This window comes from Pseudomonas sp. BN607, assembly GCF_029871175.1.
Taxonomy (GTDB): Bacteria; Pseudomonadota; Gammaproteobacteria; order Pseudomonadales; family Pseudomonadaceae; genus Aquipseudomonas.
In genome coordinates, this window is sequence record NZ_SSOE01000051.1 from 1 (window position 1) to 18237 (window position 18237).

Annotated in this window: 8 protein-coding genes; 3 read left to right on the forward strand and 5 right to left on the reverse strand. The window is 65.1% G+C overall.

All coding sequences use genetic code 11. From position 1 onward, the window contains the following. Nucleotides 1-258, reverse strand: a 258-nt coding sequence (locus E8E68_RS11795) for a cbb3-type cytochrome c oxidase subunit II (protein ID WP_280341562.1), incomplete at its 3' end; no start/stop codon positions are given. Nucleotides 259-271: 13 nt separating this feature from the next. Continuing rightward, complete coding sequence (ccoN, locus tag E8E68_RS11800) at nucleotides 272-1696, reverse strand: cytochrome-c oxidase, cbb3-type subunit I (protein ID WP_280341564.1); 1425 nt, start codon at nucleotides 1694-1696, stop codon at nucleotides 272-274. A gap of 50 nt (nucleotides 1697-1746) precedes the next feature. Here ccoN and E8E68_RS11805 point away from each other — a divergent pair, with 50 nt between their 5' ends. Beyond that, complete coding sequence (locus tag E8E68_RS11805; protein WP_266032595.1) at nucleotides 1747-2439, forward strand: alpha/beta family hydrolase; 693 nt, start codon at nucleotides 1747-1749, stop codon at nucleotides 2437-2439. A gap of 113 nt (nucleotides 2440-2552) precedes the next feature. Here E8E68_RS11805 and E8E68_RS11810 read toward each other — a convergent pair whose 3' ends face one another. Both E8E68_RS11810 and E8E68_RS11815 read right to left on the reverse strand, forming a co-directional pair. After that, complete coding sequence (locus tag E8E68_RS11810) at nucleotides 2553-2837, reverse strand: pyrimidine/purine nucleoside phosphorylase (protein ID WP_054894773.1); 285 nt, start codon at nucleotides 2835-2837, stop codon at nucleotides 2553-2555. Nucleotides 2838-2913: 76 nt separating this feature from the next. Continuing rightward, on the reverse strand, nucleotides 2914-3465 hold the full coding sequence (locus tag E8E68_RS11815; protein ID WP_266032606.1) for an exonuclease domain-containing protein: 552 nt from the start codon (nucleotides 3463-3465) through the stop codon (nucleotides 2914-2916). A 171-nt stretch (nucleotides 3466-3636) separates the two neighbouring features. Here E8E68_RS11815 and E8E68_RS11820 point away from each other — a divergent pair, with 171 nt between their 5' ends. Beyond that, entirely contained in the window at nucleotides 3637-4446 is an 810-nt protein-coding gene (locus tag E8E68_RS11820; protein ID WP_266032675.1) for a transporter substrate-binding domain-containing protein, read from the forward strand. 1 nt (nucleotide 4447) lies between these two features. Here the strand turns inward: E8E68_RS11820 and E8E68_RS11825 are convergent, their stop codons facing one another. Beyond that, on the reverse strand, nucleotides 4448-4978 hold the full coding sequence (locus E8E68_RS11825; protein WP_110747973.1) for an RNA polymerase factor sigma-70: 531 nt from the start codon (nucleotides 4976-4978) through the stop codon (nucleotides 4448-4450). 305 nt (nucleotides 4979-5283) lie between these two features. Here E8E68_RS11825 and E8E68_RS11830 point away from each other — a divergent pair, with 305 nt between their 5' ends. After that, entirely contained in the window at nucleotides 5284-18237 is a 12954-nt protein-coding gene (locus E8E68_RS11830) for a non-ribosomal peptide synthetase (protein ID WP_280341656.1), read from the forward strand.

Below are 18237 nucleotides of genomic sequence, written 5' to 3' on the forward strand. Positions count from 1 at the left end.
CGAATAGTGGCCGTAGCGCTCGGTTTCGGCGCGGAACGGGCGGATCATCTGCGAGTGGCAGCCCACGCAGCCTTCGCGGATGTAGATATCGCGGCCTTCCAGCTGCAGCGCGGTGTAGGGTTTCATGCCTTCGACCGGCTTGTTGGTGACGTCCTGGAAGAACAGCGGGACGATCTGGGTCAGGCCGCCGATACTGACGGCGAACACCATCAGCAAGGCCAGCAGGCCGACGTTTTTCTCGATGACTTCATGTTTCATCGGGGGGTTCTCCTCAAGCCAGCTGGGCGTTCGCAGGGGCGACATCAAGTGCTGGCGAACGCACGGTGCGCCAGGTGTTCCAGGCCATCAGGAACATGCCGCTAAGGAAGATCGCACCACCGACGAAGCGCACGATGAAGCCTGGGTGGCTGGCTACCAGGGTTTCCACGAACGAGTAGGTGAGGGTGCCGTCGCTGTTCACCGCGCGCCACATCAGGCCCTGGGCGATGCCGTTGACCCACATCGAGGCGATGTACAGCACAGTGCCGATAGTGGCCAGCCAGAAGTGCGCGTTGATCAGGCCGATGCTGTACATGCGCTCCTTGCCGAACACTTTCGGGATGGTGTGGTACAACGCGCCGATCGAGATCATCGCCACCCAGCCCAGGGCGCCGGCGTGAACGTGGCCGATGGTCCAGTCGGTGTAGTGGGACAGCGCGTTGACGGTCTTGATGGCCATCATCGGGCCTTCGAAGGTGGACATGCCGTAGAACGCCAGCGATACCACCAGGAAACGCAGGATCGGGTCGCTGCGCAATTTGTGCCAGGCACCGGACAGGGTCATCATGCCGTTGATCATGCCGCCCCAGCTTGGCGCCAGCAGGATGATCGACATCACCATGCCCAGCGACTGCGCCCAGTCAGGCAGTGCGGTGTAGTGCAGGTGGTGCGGGCCGGCCCAGATGTACAGGGTGATCAGCGCCCAGAAGTGCACGATCGACAGGCGATAGGAATACACCGGGCGTTCGGCCTGCTTGGGCACGTAGTAGTACATCATCCCCAGAAAGCCTGCGGTCAGGAAGAAGCCTACCGCGTTGTGGCCGTACCACCACTGCACCATGGCGTCGGTGGCGCCGGCATAGACCGAGTACGACTTGGTCAGGCTGACCGGCAGCTCCAGGTTGTTGACGATGTGCAGCATCGCCACGGTGAGGATGAACCCGCCGAAGAACCAGTTGCCCACGTAGATATGCTTGGTGTTGCGCTTCATCAGCGTGCCGAAGAACACGATGGCGTAGCACACCCAGACAATGGTGATCAGAATGTCGATCGGCCATTCCAGTTCGGCGTATTCCTTGGAACTGGTGTAGCCCAGTGGCAGGGTGATGGCCGCCAGCAGGATCACCAGTTGCCAGCCCCAGAAGGTGAACGCGGCCAGGCCGGGTGCGAACAGGGTGGTCTGGCAGGTGCGTTGCACCGAATAATAGGAGGTGGCAAACAGCGCGCAGCCGCCGAAAGCGAAGATCACCGCATTGGTATGCAGGGGGCGCAGGCGGCCGAAGCTGGTCCAGGGGAGGTCGAAGTTGAGGGACGGCCAGGCGAGCTGGGCGGCGATGAAGACGCCGAGCCCCATCCCGACGATTCCCCACACCACCGTCATGATGGCGAATTGGCGGACCACCTTGTAGTTATAGGCGGTACTGCTGGTTGTGTTCATGTATGGGTTCCCATCCACGGTTATTTGGCAGGCTTTACAGCGAGGCAAGCATGATTAATGGGCAAAGTGCCGGTATTGACGGGGATCAATGGGCGAAGGTCGCAAATGTCCCAGGCTTGCGCTGCGATCTTGCGCAGGATGAAAGTAAGGACGGCTACAAGGGCTGCCTGATCCTGGCCCATGGCGCCGGTGCGCCGATGGACAGCGGGTTCATGGACGAAATGGCGCAAAGGCTTGCGGCACTTGGGGTGGCGGTGGTGCGCTTCGAGTTCCCGTACATGGCCGAGCGCCGGGTTGGCGGTGGCAAGCGGCCGCCGAACCCGCAGAAGGTGTTGCTGGAATGCTGGCGCGAGGTGTACCGGCAGGTGCGACCTTTGGTCACGGGCAAGCTGGCCGTGGGTGGCAAGTCGATGGGGGGGCGCATGGCCAGCCTGCTGGCTGACGAGCTGGGCGCGGATGCGCTGGTGTGCCTGGGGTATCCGTTCTATGCGGTGGGCAAGCCGGAGAAGCCGCGGGTCGAGCACCTGGCGGAGTTGAAGACGCCGACATTGATCGTGCAGGGCGAGCGCGATGCGCTGGGTAACCGCGAAGCAGTGGCGGGCTATGCGTTGTCGCCAGCGATCGAGGTGAGCTGGCTAGTGGCGGGGGACCATGACCTGAAGCCGTTGAAGGCCTCGGGGTTCAGCCATGAGCAGCATTTGCAGGCGGCGGCTGAGCGCGTTGCTGAGTTCCTGAAGGATTAGTGCTGGACCCTTCGCGGGTAAACCCGCTCCCCCAAGAAGGTCACCGTTTCCGAAGACGGTGATGCACCTGTGGGAGCGGGTTCACCCGCGAAGAGGCCGGCACAGGCTGACGCTTAGTCGCGGTACTCGCACAGGTAAGCGGTATCTACCTTCACCTGCAGCTGGAACTTGCTGTCCGCCGGCACATTGAACTTGTCACCGGCATTGAAGGTTTCCCAGTTGTCGCTACCTGGCAGTTTCACGATCAACGCACCCGACACCACGTGCATGATTTCACGCTTGGCGGTGCCGAACTCGTATTCGCCCGGGGCCATTACGCCGACAGTGGCGGGGCCTTCTTCGCCCGCGAATGCGATCGACTTGACGGTGCCGTTGAAGTACTCGTTGACCTGGAACATGGGCGACTCCTGAAAAGGGGTGATGGAAAAAAGGGCTGGCCAGTATGCCCAAGCCCACAATCCCCGTCATCTGCTTTCAGGGCCCTTCGGCGGGCAGGCTCAGCGGCAACAGCCGGGCCGTGTTGCGAGCGTCCTCCAGGGCGCGATGCTGTTGCCCGCAAAAGTGCATGCCGGCCAGTTGCAGGGCACTGTTCAGGCCGGCGGGGCGCTGCAGGTGACGGGCCTTGGCAAAGCGTTGCTTGAGGTTGATGTGCGGCAGTGTGCGCAGCAGGCTGTCGAGCCCGTGCTGCTGCCATTCCTGGTGCAGCTGCTGGCGGTCGTAGTCGCCCCAGCTGACCCACGCCTGCAATTGCTCACGATGCTGTCCAAGCCAGCTTTCGAACCCTGCCCACGCTTCGCGAAACGGCCGGGCGCTGTCCACCTCGGCCTGGCCGATGTGGGTCAGCGCGCGGCAGAACGTGGTCAGTTGCGGACGCCGCCGTGGCCGCACGAAACACTGGAAATGGTCAACCTCACGGCCTTCGCGGGTGACCAGGCTCGCGCCGATTTCAATGACTTCCATCTCTGCGACCGGCCATCCACCCTCGTCGGTGGTGGCTTCCAGGTCGATCACCAACCAGTGGCCCATACCAGGCTCCCTTGCAAACCCAGCTAGAGCGTAGCCAAACTCAGCGCATCCGGCACCCTATGGCATTTTGCCGCCTGCTTTGGCAAAAAGAGCAGGCACCAGCAGTTGTGCCGTACCCGGAAAACGCCTAGCTTAGGCGGACCCAGGCATGAACCGTGATGAGTGTCCGTCTTGACTCCAGCGCCCGGCCTAAAGGCCTTGTCCACTCTGATGCTGCTGGCCGTGTGCTGCTTGGCGGCACCGGCATGGGCCGCAGATGGCGTTGAAGTGAAGATTGGTGCGGCGCATTTCCCGCCGTATACAGTGCGCCCCGAGCAAGGCGCCGATACCGGCCTGCTGCCGCAACTGGTCGACGCACTCAACCGCGCACAACAGCGCTACCATTTCGTCCTGGTACCCACGTCCATCCAGCGCCGGTTTGGTGACTTCCAGCAGGGCCGTACCGACATGGCCATCTTCGAGAACCCGCAATGGGGCTGGGAACAGATCCCACATCAGAGCGTGGACATGGGCCTGGAGGACGCTGAGGTGTTTGTCGCGCGCAAAGCCAATGGGCGGGACCCGCATTACTTCGATGACCTGAACGGCAAGCGCCTGGCGCTGTTCAACGGCTACCATTACGCGTTCGCCGGTTTCAACTCGGACCCGGCCTACTTGCGCAAGGCCTACCGCGCTACGCTGACCTATTCCCACGACAGCAACCTGCTGATGGTGCAGGCAGGGCGTGCCGACATCGCGTTGGTCACGCGTTCCTACCTCAGTGACTTTCTGGCGCGCAACCCGGCCAGCCAGGCGCAACTGGTGCCTTCACGGCGCATCGATCAGGTCTATCACCATTACGCCTTGTTGCGGCCCGGCAGCCCCATCGGCGAGCAATCGTTCGCCGAACTGCTACGCGGGCTGCGCGACAACGGCGAGCTGGCGCGGATCTTCGAGCCATACCGCATCACCGTCAGCGCGCCCAGGGCGCTTGAGGAATGACTCAGGCCTGCCGGTTGGTGGTCTTGCGGCAATGCACCAGGGCGTCGCGAATCATGAAGTTGACCAAGGTCGGCGATACCCCCAGCTCCTTGGCAATGTCCTTCTGCGGTACGCCATGCAGGCGGTACATCTCGAAGGCATAGCGGGTGCGCTGCGGCAGCTCGTTCAGCGCCTCGGCAATGTCGTCCAGCGCGGCAAGGTTGATATGGGTGGCTTCCGGCGAGGCGTTCTGGATCACCACATTCAGGCCTTCCTCTTCGCTGCCGGAGTACTTCAGCTCCATGGCCTGCTTGCGGTAGTGGTCGATCGCCAGGTTGCGCACGATCTGGAACAGGTAGCTTAGCTGCGCCTTGAACGACGACGTGATTTGTGGGGCGGCACCGAGCCGGAAGAATGCGTCCTGCACCACATCCTCGGCGCGCGAGCGGCAGCCGGTAATGCGCGCGGCGATCTTGACCAGGATGCTGCGGTTGTCGACAAAGGCCTGCAGTAATGGTGAATCGCACTTACTTGTGGATAGTTGTTCCGCCATGGAAATCACCTTGTCACAGAGGGGAGAGGAGGCACCCCAGGCTGGGAAGCTTCCTACGACGTGCGACAAGCTATTCATAATGATAATGATTGTCAAATACGAAACGAAATTAGTATCTGTATCTTTCAGTTCTAAGCCCGCTATGTGAAACAGTTCACCCCTTGGCCTGTCTGCCCCTGCGCAATCGCTTTAATTTCTACCCCCGCCCATCCGTTCCCCTGTGTACATCCTCGGCCGCCCAACGCTGCCCGCCCGTGTTTGCGGCGCAGCCGGCTCGCCCCAACAGACACTGGCAGGAACACCCCATGACGGACGCCTTCGAACTCCCGCTCTCGCTGGTCCAGGCCCTGGCGCAACGCGCCGCGCAGACCCCGGACAGGATTGCCCTGCGCTTTCTCGCCGACGCCCCCGGCGAGCAGGCCGTGCTCAGCTACTGGGACCTCGACCAGCGTGCCCGTGCCATCGCCGCCGCCTTGCAGGCGCGCGCCGGCTTCGGTGATCGAGCCGTGCTGCTGTTCCCCAGTGGGCCGGACTACGTGGCGGCCTTCTTCGGTTGCCTGTACGCGGGTGTGATTGCAGTGCCGGCCTACCCGCCGGAATCCGCGCGGCAGCACCACCAGGAACGCTTGCTGTCGATCATCGCCGACGCCGAGCCGCGCCTGCTGCTGACGGTGGCGGCGCTGCACGACAGCCTGCAAGGCCTGGAGGCGCTTGCGGCAGATGATGCGCCCGAGCTGCTGGCAGTGGACGGCCTGGACCCGGCGCTGGCCGCAAGCTGGCAAGCACCTGCACTCAAGGGTGATGATATTGCCTTCCTGCAGTACACCTCGGGTTCCACTGCGCTGCCCAAGGGCGTGCAGGTCAGCCATGGCAACCTGGTGGCCAACGAGCAGCTGATCCGCCAAGGCTTTGGCATCGACCTCAACCCCGATGATGTGATCGTCAGCTGGCTGCCGCTGTATCACGACATGGGCCTGATCGGCGGCCTGTTGCAGCCAATCTTCAGCGGTGTGCCCTGCGTGCTGATGTCGCCGGGTTACTTCCTCGCCCGGCCGTTGCGCTGGTTACAGGCCATCAGCGAATACGGCGGCACCATCAGCGGGGGCCCCGACTTTGCCTACCGCCTGTGCAGCGAGCGGGTCAGCGAGGCTTCGCTGGCAGGGCTCGACCTGAGCCGCTGGCGTGTAGCGTATTCGGGCTCCGAGCCCATTCGCCAGGACAGCCTGGCGACCTTCGCCGACAAGTTTCAGGCCTGCGGCTTCGACCGGCAAAGCTTCTTTGCCAGCTATGGCCTGGCAGAAGCCACCCTGTTTGTCAGCGGCAGCCGCCGTGGCCAGGGCATCGCGGCGCTGGAGCTGGACGCCGCGGCCTTCGCCGCCAACCGCGCCGAGCCGGGCGCGGGCAGCGTGCTGATGAGTTGCGGCTACCCGCAGCCGGGGCATGCGGTACGCATTGTCGAGCCGCAGCAACTGCAAGTGCTGGGTGACAACCAGGTTGGCGAAATCTGGGCGGGTGGCCCGAGTATTGCCCTGGGTTACTGGCGCAACCCCGAAGCCAGCGCCCGTACCTTTGTCGAAATGGACGGCCAGACCTGGCTGCGTACCGGCGACCTGGGCTTCATGCGCAACGGTGAAGTGTTCGTCACCGGGCGCTTGAAAGACATGCTGATCGTGCGCGGGCAGAACCTGTACCCGCAGGACCTGGAAAAAACCCTCGAGCGTGAAGTCGACGTGCTGCGCAAAGGTCGGGTGGCCGTGTTTGCCGTTGAGCACCTGGGCGAGGAGGGCATCGGCGTAGCGGTGGAAATCAGCCGCAACGTGCAGAAGGCACTCGAACCCCAGGCGCTGATCAAGACCCTGCGCCAGGTGATCGCCGACGCCTGCCGCCAGGCGCCGGCGGTGGTCCTGCTGCTGAACCCCGGTGCGCTGCCGAAAACCTCCAGCGGCAAGCTGCAGCGTTCGGCTTGTCGCCTGCGCATGGACGATGGCAGCCTGGATTGCTACGCCCGGTTCCCTGAATTGAGCGAGGCGGTTGCCGCTGATGCAACGGGTGATGAATTGCAGGCACGCATCGCTGCCGTTTGGCGTGATGTGCTCAAGGTGCCGACGGTGGCGGCAGACGACCACTTCCTGCTGCTGGGCGGCAACTCCATCGCCGCGACCCAGGCCACTGCGCGCCTGAGCGATGAACTGGGCACCCCGCTGAACCTGCGCACCTTGTTCGAAGCGCCAGTGCTGGCCGACTACCGCCAGGCCGTGGCCGCAATAATCGCCGAAGGCAATCAACAGGCGCCAGCCATCGCCAACCTGGCGCGCAACCAGGCACTGCCTCAGTCGCTGGCGCAAAACCGCTTGTGGCTGCTGTGGCAGCTGCAACCGCAATCGGCGGCCTACAACATTCCGGCCGGCCTGCACCTGCGTGGCGAACTGGATGAACGTGCCCTTGAAGCGGCGTTCCAGGCACTGGTGGCGCGCCATGAATCGCTGCGTACCGTGTTCAGTGAAGAGGGCGGCCAGGCGTTGCAATTAGTCTTGCCACCGCAGCCGTTCGTCCTGTCACGGCTGGACCTCGAAGGGCAACCCTGCGAAGAGGTTACAGCCCAGCGTGAAGCCGAGGCTCGCCAGCCTTTCGACCTGACCCAAGGCCCATTGCTGCGGGTGACGCTGGCCCGCCTGGATGACGAAGATCATCAACTGTGGGTGACCTTGCACCACATCGTTGCCGACGGCTGGTCGCTGAACATCCTGCTCGATGAGTTCGCCAAACTGTACGCTGCCCATTGTCAGGGGCTGGAGGCCAACCTGGCGCCGCTGACCCTGGGTTATGCCGACTATGGCAACTGGCAGCGCCAATGGCTGGCCGAGGGTGAGGCCGAGCGCCAGCTGCACTACTGGAAAGCCCACCTGGGTGACGAGTTGCCGGTGCTCGACCTGTGTACCGACCACCCACGCGCCAACCAGCGCGAACACAGCGCGGCACGGTTGACTATGAAGGTGCCAGCCAAGCTCACCGATGCTCTCAAGGGCCTGGCTCGCGAACAGCAGGCCAGTTTGTTCATGGTCCTGCTGGCCGGCTGGCAGGCGCTGCTGCAGCGATACAGCGGCCAGGCGGACATCCGCGTCGGCGTGCCCAACGCCAACCGCCCGCGCCAGGAAACCCAGGGCATGGTCGGTTTCTTCATCAACACCCAAGTACTGCGCGCGCAGCTCGATGGCCGGCTGCCGTTCGACCACTTGCTGGCCCAAGTGCGCCAGGCCACGCTGCAGGCTCAGGCCCACCAGGACCTGCCGTTCGAACAACTGGTCGAAGCCCTGCCCGAGGCCCGCGAACAGGGCCTGTTCCAGGTCATGTTCAACCACCAGCAGCGCGACCTGTCAGCGCTGCGGCGCCTGCCGGGGCTGCTGGCCGAGGAGCTGCCGTGGCACAGCCGCGAAGCCAAGTTCGACTTGCAGCTGCACAGTGAAGAAGACCACCTGGGCCGCCTGAGCCTGGCCTTCGACTATGCCGCCGAATTGTTCGACGCCAGCACCATCAAACGGCTGGCCGGTCATTTGCTGGCGCTGCTGGAGCAGGTGTGCGCAGCACCCCAGCGGGCGTTGGGCGAAGTGCAGTTGCTCGACGAGCCTGGCCGTGCCCAGCTGTTGGGGTGGGGCCAGGCAACGGCCCCTGCGCCGGGGCAGCTTCTGGTCGAGCAGCTGAACGAGCAGGCACGCCTGACCCCGCAGCGCACCGCCCTGGTATGGGAGGGGGGCAGCCTGGATTACACCGGGCTGCACCAGCAGGCCAACCGCTTGGCCCACTACCTGCGCGACAAGGGGGTAGGGCCTGATACCTGCGTGGCGATTGCCATCGAGCGCTCGCCGCAGTTGCTGGTTGGCCTGCTGGCCATTCTAAAGGCGGGTGGCGCCTATGTGCCGCTGGACGTCGATTACCCGGCCGAACGCCTCGCCTACATGCTCACCGACTGCAATGCCGGCCTGCTGCTGAGCCACAGCAACCTGCTGGGCCAGCTGCCGCAGGTTGACGGTGTCAGCGCCATCGCGCTGGACCAGCTGCACTTGGACAGCTGGCCCAGCCATGCCCCCGGTTTGCACTTGCACGGGGACAACCTGGCCTACGTGATCTATACCTCCGGCTCTACCGGCCAGCCAAAGGGCGTGGGCAACACCCACGCGGCGCTGGCCGAGCGTTTGCAGTGGATGCAGGCGACTTACGCGCTGGCTGACAGCGACGTGTTGATGCAGAAGGCGCCGATCAGTTTCGACGTTTCGGTGTGGGAGTGCTTCTGGCCATTGATCACGGGTTGCAAGCTGGTGCTCGCTGGCCCAGGCGAACACCGTGACCCGCAGCGCATCGCCGAACTGGTGCAAACCCATGGCGTGACCACGCTGCACTTCGTGCCGCCGCTGTTGCAGATGTTTGTCCAGGAGCCGAAAGTGGCTGCCTGCAGCAGCCTGCGCCGGTTGTTCTCGGGTGGCGAAGCCTTGCCTGCCGCACTGCGTGATCAGGTGCTGCAGCTGCTGCCGCAGGTGCAACTGCACAACCGTTACGGCCCGACCGAAACCGCCATCAACGTTACCCACTGGCACTGCCAGGCGGGGGATGGTGAACGCTCGCCGATTGGCCGCCCGCTGGGCAATGTGTTGTGCCGAGTGCTGGACGACGAGCTTGAACTGACTGCGCCCGGCGTGGCGGGTGAGTTGTACCTTGGCGGAGCGGGCCTGGCCCGCGGTTATCTGGGGCGCCCGGGCCTTACCGCCGAGCGCTTCGTGCCGCAGGCCGATGGCAATGGCGAACGCCTGTACCGCAGTGGTGACCGCGCCCGATGGCTGGTGCAGCTGGAGGCGCTGGAGTACCTCGGCCGCCTCGACCAACAGGTAAAAGTGCGGGGTTTTCGCGTCGAACCCGAAGAGGTCCAGGCCTGCCTGCTGGCGCAGGCGGGGGTCGAGCAGGCGTTGGTGCTGATCCACAAGGACGCCGTTGGCGCGCAGCTGGTCGGCTATTACAGCGGTACTGCCCAGCCTGAAGCGCTGTTGGCGGTGTTGACTGGGCAACTGCCGGCATACATGGTGCCGGCCCAACTCATCCCGCTGGCGCAGATGCCACTGGGCCCCAGCGGCAAGGTCGACCGCAAGGCGCTTCCGGCCCCGGTGTGGCAGCAGCGTGAACACGTCGAACCGCAAAGCGGACTGCAACAGCAAGTGGCTGCGATATGGCGCGAAGTGCTGAACCTGCCGCGGGTCGGCTTGCAGGACGACTTCTTCGCCCTCGGCGGCCACTCGCTACTGGCCACCCAGATCGTCTCCCGCACGCGCCTGGCCTGCGACGTCGAACTGCCGCTCAAGGCGCTGTTCGAAGCCAGCGAACTCGGCGCTTTCTGTGCCGAGATTGCGCGTATTCACGCTGCGGGTGAGCGTAACCTGCAGGGTGAAATCGCCCGCGTCGACCGCCGCCAGGCGGTGCCGCTGTCGTACTCGCAGCAGCGCATGTGGTTCCTCTGGCAAATGGAGCCGGACAGCCCGGCGTACAACGTCGGTGGCATGGCGCGCCTGCGCGGCGCCTTGCATGTGGACGCTTTCGAGCGTGCGTTGCAGGCGCTGATCGTCCGCCACGAAACCCTGCGTACCACCTTCCCCAGCATCGACGGGGTGCCTTACCAGTGCGTAGCCGAGGACGGCGGCCTGCACCTCGACTGGCAGGACTTCAGCGCGATGCCTGCCGATGCCCGCCAGCAACGCCTGCAACAACTGGCCGACGATCAGGCGCACCAGCCGTTCGACCTGGAGCGCGGGCCGTTGCTGCGCGCCTGCCTGGTCAAGGCCGAGGAGCGCGAGCACTTCTTTGTCCTCACCCTGCACCACATCGTCACCGAAGGTTGGGCCATGGACATCTTCGCCCGCGAGCTGGGCGAGCTGTACGAGGCTTTCGTCGATGACCGCGAGTCGCCACTGGCGCCACTGCCGGTGCAATACCTGGACTACAGCGTGTGGCAGCGGCAATGGCTGGAAAGTGGCGAGGGCGCCCGCCAGCTGGCCTATTGGAAGGACCGCCTGGGTGATGAGCACCCGGTGTTGGCGTTGCCCGCAGACCGCCCGCGCCCGGCCGTGCAGAGCCACCGTGGCGAGTTGTATCGCTTTGAGCTCGACCCGGCGCTGGTCGCTCGCGTGCACGCGTTCAACAGCCAGCGTGGCTTGACCCTGTTCATGACCATGACCGCCACCCTGGCTGCCTTGCTGCACCGCTACAGCGGCCAGCGCGACCTGCGCATCGGCGCGCCGGTGGCCAACCGCATCCGCCCGGAGAGCGAAGGCCTGATCGGTGCCTTCCTCAACACCCAGGTGCTGCGTTGCGAGCTGGACGGGCAGATGACCGCCAGTGAACTGCTGGAGCAGCTGCGTGAGGTTGCCATTGAAGGCCAGTCGCATCAGGACCTGCCGTTCGACCAGTTGGTAGAGGCCCTGCAGCCGCCACGCAGCAGTGCCTACAACCCGCTGTTCCAAGTGATGTGCAACGTGCAGCGCTGGGCCTTCCAGCAAAGCCGCACGCTGGCCGGCATGCAGGTGGATTACCTGGTCAACGATGCCAGCGCCACCAAGTTCGACCTGTACCTTGAAGTGACCGACCTGGACGGCCGCCTGGGCTGCTGCTTTACCTACAGCCGCGATCTGTTCGACGAGCCGCGTATCGCACGCATGGCCGAGCACTGGCAACAGCTGCTGATCGGCTTGCTCGACAACCCGCAACACCGTCTGTGCGAACTGCCAATGTTGAGCCGTGCCGAGCAACAGGCGCTGGTCGGCCAATTGCAGGGCGAACACGATTTCGACCTCGGCCAGACCCTCCACGGTCTGTTCGCCGCCCAGGCCGCAAGCACGCCGCAGGCGGGTGTGCTGACCTTCGCCGGCCAGCACCTGACCTACGCCGAGCTCGACCAGCAGGCCAACCGCCTGGCGCGTGCCTTGCGTGAACGGGGTGTCGGCCCGCAGGTACGGGTGGGCCTGGCGCTGGAGCGGTCGCTGGAAATGGTCGTCGGCCTGTTGGCCATCCTCAAGGCTGGTGGCGCCTACGTGCCGCTCGATCCTGAATACCCGCTCGACCGCCTGCGCTACATGATCGAAGACAGCCGCATCGGCCTGCTGCTGAGCCAGCGGGAACTGCTGCAAACCCTGGGTGAACTGCCTGAGGGCGTGGCGCGCTGGAGCCTGGAGGATGACGCCGCCAGCCTGTCGGCCTACAGCGATGCGCCGCTGGATAACCTGAACCTGCCGCAGCACCAGGCTTACCTCATCTACACTTCCGGCTCCACCGGCAAGCCCAAGGGGGTGGTGGTCAGCCATGGCGAATTCGCCATGCACTGCCAGGCGGTGATCGACGCGTTCGGCATGCGCAGCGATGACTGCGAGCTGCACTTCTATTCCATCAACTTCGACGCTGCCAGCGAGCGACTGTGGGTGCCGCTGCTGTGTGGTGCCCGGGTGGTGCTGCGTGCCCAAGGCCAGTGGGGCGCCGAGGAAATCTGCCAACTGGTGCGTGAGCAGCAGGTGAGTATCCTTGGCTTTACGCCGAGCTACGGCAGCCAGTTGGCCCAGTACCTGGGCGGGCAGGGCGAACAACTGCCGGTGCGCCTGGTGATCACTGGTGGCGAGGCGCTGACCGGCGAGCACCTGCAGCGTATCCGTCAGGCATTTGCGCCGCAGCAGTTCTTCAATGCCTACGGCCCGACCGAAACCGTGGTCATGCCGCTGGCGTGCCTGGCACCCGAGGTGCTACCGACGGAGCTCGGCAGCGTCCCGATCGGCCGCGTCATCGGTAGCCGCACGGCGTATATCCTCGATGAAGACCTCGCCCTGCTGCCACAAGGCGGGATCGGCGAGTTGTATGTCGGCGGTGCGGGCCTGGCCCAGGGCTATCATGACCGCCCGGGCCTCAGCGCCGAGCGTTTCGTCGCCGACCCGTTCAGCAGCGAAGGCGGGCGGCTGTACCGCACCGGCGACCTGGTGCGGCTGGGCACTGATGGCCTTGTCGAGTACGTTGGCCGTGCCGACCAGCAGGTGAAGATTCGCGGCTTCCGCATCGAACTGGGCGAAATCGAGAGCCGCCTGCAGGCACATGCCGATGTCGACGAAGCCGTGGTGCTTGCCCTGGATTTGCCGGGCGGCAAACAATTGGTGGGCTACCTGGTGTGCAAGCAGGCCGCAGCCAGTGCCGCGGCGCAAAGCCTGTTGCGCGAAGCGGTGAAAGCCGATGCCCGCCAGCACCTGCCGGACTACATGGTGCCTGCGCACCTGGTGTTGCTCGGCAGCCTGCCGCTGATGGGCAATGGCAAGCTCGACCGCCGCGCCCTGCCGCCGCCGGACCTGGATCAGGCGCGCCAGCAATACCAAGCCCCAGGCAATGAGGTGGAAGCGCAACTGGCGCAGATTTGGCGCGATGTGCTCAACGTTGCCCGGGTCGGCGTGCAGGACAACTTCTTTGAACTCGGCGGTGACTCGATCCTGTCGATCCAGGTGGTCAGCCGGGCCCGTCAGGCTGGGTTGCAGTTCACCCCGCGCGACTTGTTCCAGCACCAGACTGTACAGACCTTGGCGGCGATCGTGCAGCAGGGCGAAACCGCCAGCAGCATCGACCAAGGCCTGCGCCAGGGCCAGGTCGGCCTGACACCGATCCAGCACTGGTTCTTCGACAGTGAAGTGGCGCAGCCGCAGCACTGGAACCAGGCTGTATTGCTGGAGGCGCGCCAGCCGCTGGATGCAACAGTGCTGGAGCAGGCCTTGGCGGCGCTGGTGCAGCACCACGACAGCCTGAGGCTGCGTTTCAGCGAGGCGAGTGGGCGTCGCCAGGCCCGGTACGCCCAGCCTGCCGCCGAGCAGCTGCTGTGGACCGCTACCGTCGCTGACTTCGCTGATTGCCAACCGCTCTACACCGACGTGCAGCGCAGCCTCGACCTGGAGCAGGGGCCGCTGCTGCGCGCCTTGCTGGTGCGCGACGGCCAAGGGAGCCGGCGCCTGTTGCTGGCGATCCATCACCTGGTGGTCGATGGCGTGTCCTGGAGGGTGCTGCTGGAAGACCTGCAGGCGCTTTATCGCGGTCAGCCGCTGCCAGCCAAGACCCATGCCATGAGCGACTGGGCCGCACGGCTGGCCAGCTATGCTGGCAGCGATTCGCTGCGCGACGAGCTGGCGTGGTGGCAAGGGCAACTGGGCGGTGTGCGCCGCGAATTGCCGTGCGATCACCCGCAGGGCGGCAACCTTCACCGCCACGCCCAGACCTTGGCCATCGGCCTGGACGTGGAGCAGACCCGGCAGTTGCTGCAACAGGCGCCGGCGGCCTACCACACCCAGGTCAACGACCTGCTGCTGACCGCGTTGGCGCGCGCCCTGTGCCGCTGGAGCGGGGACGAAGCAGTGCTGGTGCAACTGGAAGGCCATGGCCGCGACGGGTTGTTCGAAGACATGGACCTGACCCGCAGCGTCGGCTGGTTCACCAACGCCTATCCGCTGAGCCTGCGCCCGCACCCAGGCGAAGACGATGCGGCGCGGGCCGGCTCGATCAAGCGGATCAAGGAGCAACTGCGCCAGGTGCCGCACAAAGGGCTGGGTTACGGCGTGCTGCGCTACCTTGCCGACGATGCCGGGCGCGAGCAGATGGCCGCCTTGCCGCAAGCGCGCATCACCTTCAACTACCTGGGCCAGTTCGACCAGCAGTTCGACAGCGCGGCGCTGTTCCAGCCGCTGGATGAACCGGCCGGCCTGGCCCATGACCTCGATGCGCCACTGCCCAACTGGCTGAGTGTCGATGGCCAGGTGTATGGCGGTGCCCTGCAACTGCGCTGGACCTTCAGTGCCGAGCGCTATGACGAGCACACCATCGCCAACCTGGCTGAGGCCTACCGGCAGGAGCTGCTGGCACTGGTTGCGCACTGCCTGACCGAAGGCAACGGCAGCTTCACCCCGTCGGACTTCCCGCTGGCACACCTGAGCCAGGAGCAGATCGACGCACTGCCGGTCCCGGCCGCGCAGATCGAGGATGTCTACCCGCTGACGCCGATGCAGGAGGGGATGCTGCTGCACACCCTGCTGGAACCGGGCACTGGCCTGTACTACATGCAGGACCGCTACCGCATCAACAGCCCGCTCGACCCCGAGCGTTTCGCCCAAGCCTGGCAGGCGGTGGTGGCGCGCCACGAAGCGTTGCGCGCCTCGTTCAGCTGGAACAGTGGCGAGGCGATGCTGCAGATCATCCACAAGCCGGGCAACCTGGCGGTCGACTACCAGGACTGGCGTGGCCTTGCTGACGATGCCCAGGAGCAGCGTCTTCAGGCCCTGCACAAGGAGGAGCGCGAGGCCGGTTTCGCCTTGCTCCGTGAGGCACCGTTCCACCTGCGCCTGGTGCGCGTGGCTGACGAGCGCTACTGGTTCATGATGAGCAACCACCACATCCTCATCGATGCCTGGTGCCGCTCGCTGCTGATGAACGACTTCTTCGAGGTCTACCAAGCCCTCGGCGAAGGCCGCCAGGCGCAACTGCCGGTACCGCCGCGTTATCGCGACTACATTGGCTGGCTGCAACACCAAGGCCTGGACGACGCGCGCGCCTGGTGGCAGGCCAACCTGGCCGGCTTCGAGCGTGCCACTGCGATCCCCAGCGACCGCCCATTGCGCCATGACCACGCCGGCAGCGGCATGGTCGTCGGCGACTGCTATACCCGGCTGGAAGCCAGCGACGGCGTGCGTCTGCGTGAATTGGCCCAGGCCCACCAGCTCACCGTCAACACCTTCGCCCAGGCGGCCTGGGCCCTGGTGCTGGCGCGCTACAGCGGCGACCGCGACGTGGCCTTTGGCGTGACCGTGGCCGGGCGCCCGGTGAGCATGCCGCAGATGCAGCGCACTGTTGGCCTGTTCATCAACAGCGTGGCCCTGCGCGTGCAGTTGCCCATCGCTGGTGAGCGTTGCAGCGTACGCCAGTGGCTGCAGGGCCTGCTGCAAAGCAACATGGAACTGCGCGAGTACGAATACTTGCCGCTGGTGGCGATCCAGGCGTGCAGCGAGCTGCCCAAGGGCCAGCCGCTGTTCGACAGCCTGTTCGTGTTCGAGAATGCGCCGGTTGAAACCGCCGTGCTCGATCACGCCCAGCACCTGAACGCCAGTTCCGACTCGGGCCGTACCCACACCAACTTCCCGCTGACGGCGGTGTGTTACCCCGGTGATGACCTGGGCCTGCACCTGTCGTTTGACCAGCGTTACTTCGATTACCCGACTGTCGAGCGCCTGCTGGCCGAGTTCAAGCGCCTGCTGTTGGCGCTGGTGCAGGGTTTTGACGGCGAAGTGGGCGAACTGCCGTTGCTCGGTGCCGAAGAACAACGTTTCCTGTTGCAAGACTGCAACCGCACCGAACGGGCTTATCCGCTGGAGCACAGCTACGTCGCCCAGTTCGAAGCCCAAGTTGCCGCGCATCCACAACGTACCGTGGCCCGCTGCCTGGGCGCGTCCTACGACTACGCTGGTTTGAACCTGGCGGCCAACCGCCTGGGCCATGCCCTGGTCGCGGCGGGCGTGGGGGTGGACCAGCCGGTGGCACTGCTGGCCGAACGCGGCTTGCCGCTGCTGGGCATGATCGTCGGCAGCTTCAAGGCCGGCGCTGGTTACCTGCCGCTGGACCCTGGCTTGCCGGCAGCCCGCTTGCAAAGCATCATCCAGCTCAGCCGCACGCCAGTGTTGGTGTGCAGCGCGGCCTGCGCCGAGCAGGGGCGGCAGTTGCTGGGTGAGCTGGAGGCTGCGCTGCGGCCGCAACTGCTGGTCTGGGAAGACGTCCAGGCCAACCCGATCGCAAGCCACAACCCCGGTATCCACAGTGGCCCGGACAACCTCGCCTACGTGATCTACACCTCAGGCTCGACCGGCCTGCCGAAAGGGGTGATGGTCGAGCAGCGCGGCATGCTCAACAACCAGCTCAGCAAGGTGCCTTACCTGGCGCTGAGCGAGCAGGACGTGATTGCCCAGACCGCCTCGCAAAGCTTCGACATCTCGGTCTGGCAGTTCCTGGCTGCGCCGCTGTTCGGCGCTCAGGTAGAGATCGTGCCTAACGCCATCGCCCACGACCCGCATGGCCTGCTGGCGCACGTGCAGGCCACCGGCATTACCGTGCTGGAGAGCGTACCGTCCCTGATTCAGGGCATGCTGGCCAGCGACCACCAGGCCCTCGACGGCCTGCGCTGGATGCTGCCGACCGGCGAGGCCATGCCACCGGAGCTGGCGGCGCAGTGGCTGCAGCGCTACCCGCAGATCGGCCTGGTCAATGCCTATGGGCCGGCTGAGTGCTCGGATGACGTGGCGTTCTTCCGCGTCGATGCCGCCTCGACCCAAGGCAGCTACCTGCCAATTGGTACGCCCACCGATAACAACCGGCTGTACCTGTTCGGCGAGGACCAGAAGCTGGTGCCGCTGGGGGCAGTGGGTGAGTTGTGCGTGGCCGGCACGGGCGTGGGTCGTGGCTATGTCGGTGACCCGGTGCGCACAGCGCTGGCGTTCATCCCTCACCCTTATGGGGCGCCGGGCGAACGTCTGTACCGCACGGGCGACCTGGCGCGGCAACGCCCGGACGGCGTGCTGGAATATGTCGGGCGCATCGACCACCAGGTGAAGATTCGCGGCTATCGCATCGAACTGGGCGAGATCGAGGCCCGGTTGCATGAGCAGGTGGAAATTCGCGATGCCGCCGTGGGCGTGCAGGAGGGCGTGAACGGCAAGCATCTGGTTGGCTACCTGGTGGCGCATCAGGGCGTCAGTGCCGATGCCGCAATGCTGGAGCAGGTCAAGCAACGGCTGCGTGCCGAGTTGCCGGAGTACATGGTGCCGTTGCACTGGGGCTGGTTCGACAGCTTGCCGCACAATGCCAACGGCAAGCTCGACCGCAAGGCCCTGCCATCCATCGACATCGGCGCCCAGCACAGCCAGGCCTATCTGGCGCCACGCAACGAACTGGAGGACCTGTTGGCGGGTATCTGGGCCGATGTGCTCAAGGCAGAGCGGGTTGGGGTACACGACAACTTCTTCGAGTTGGGCGGCCATTCGTTGCTGGCCACGCAGATCGCTTCGCGGGTGCAGAAGCAGCTACAGCTGAACGTGCCGCTGCGGGCGATGTTCGAGTGCAGCACGGTGGAGGCGTTGGCCGAGTATGTACAGGGGCTGCAGGGCAGTGCGCTGGATGATGACAAGGTCGACCGGCTCAGTGACCTGATGGCGGAATTGGAGGGGCTGTGA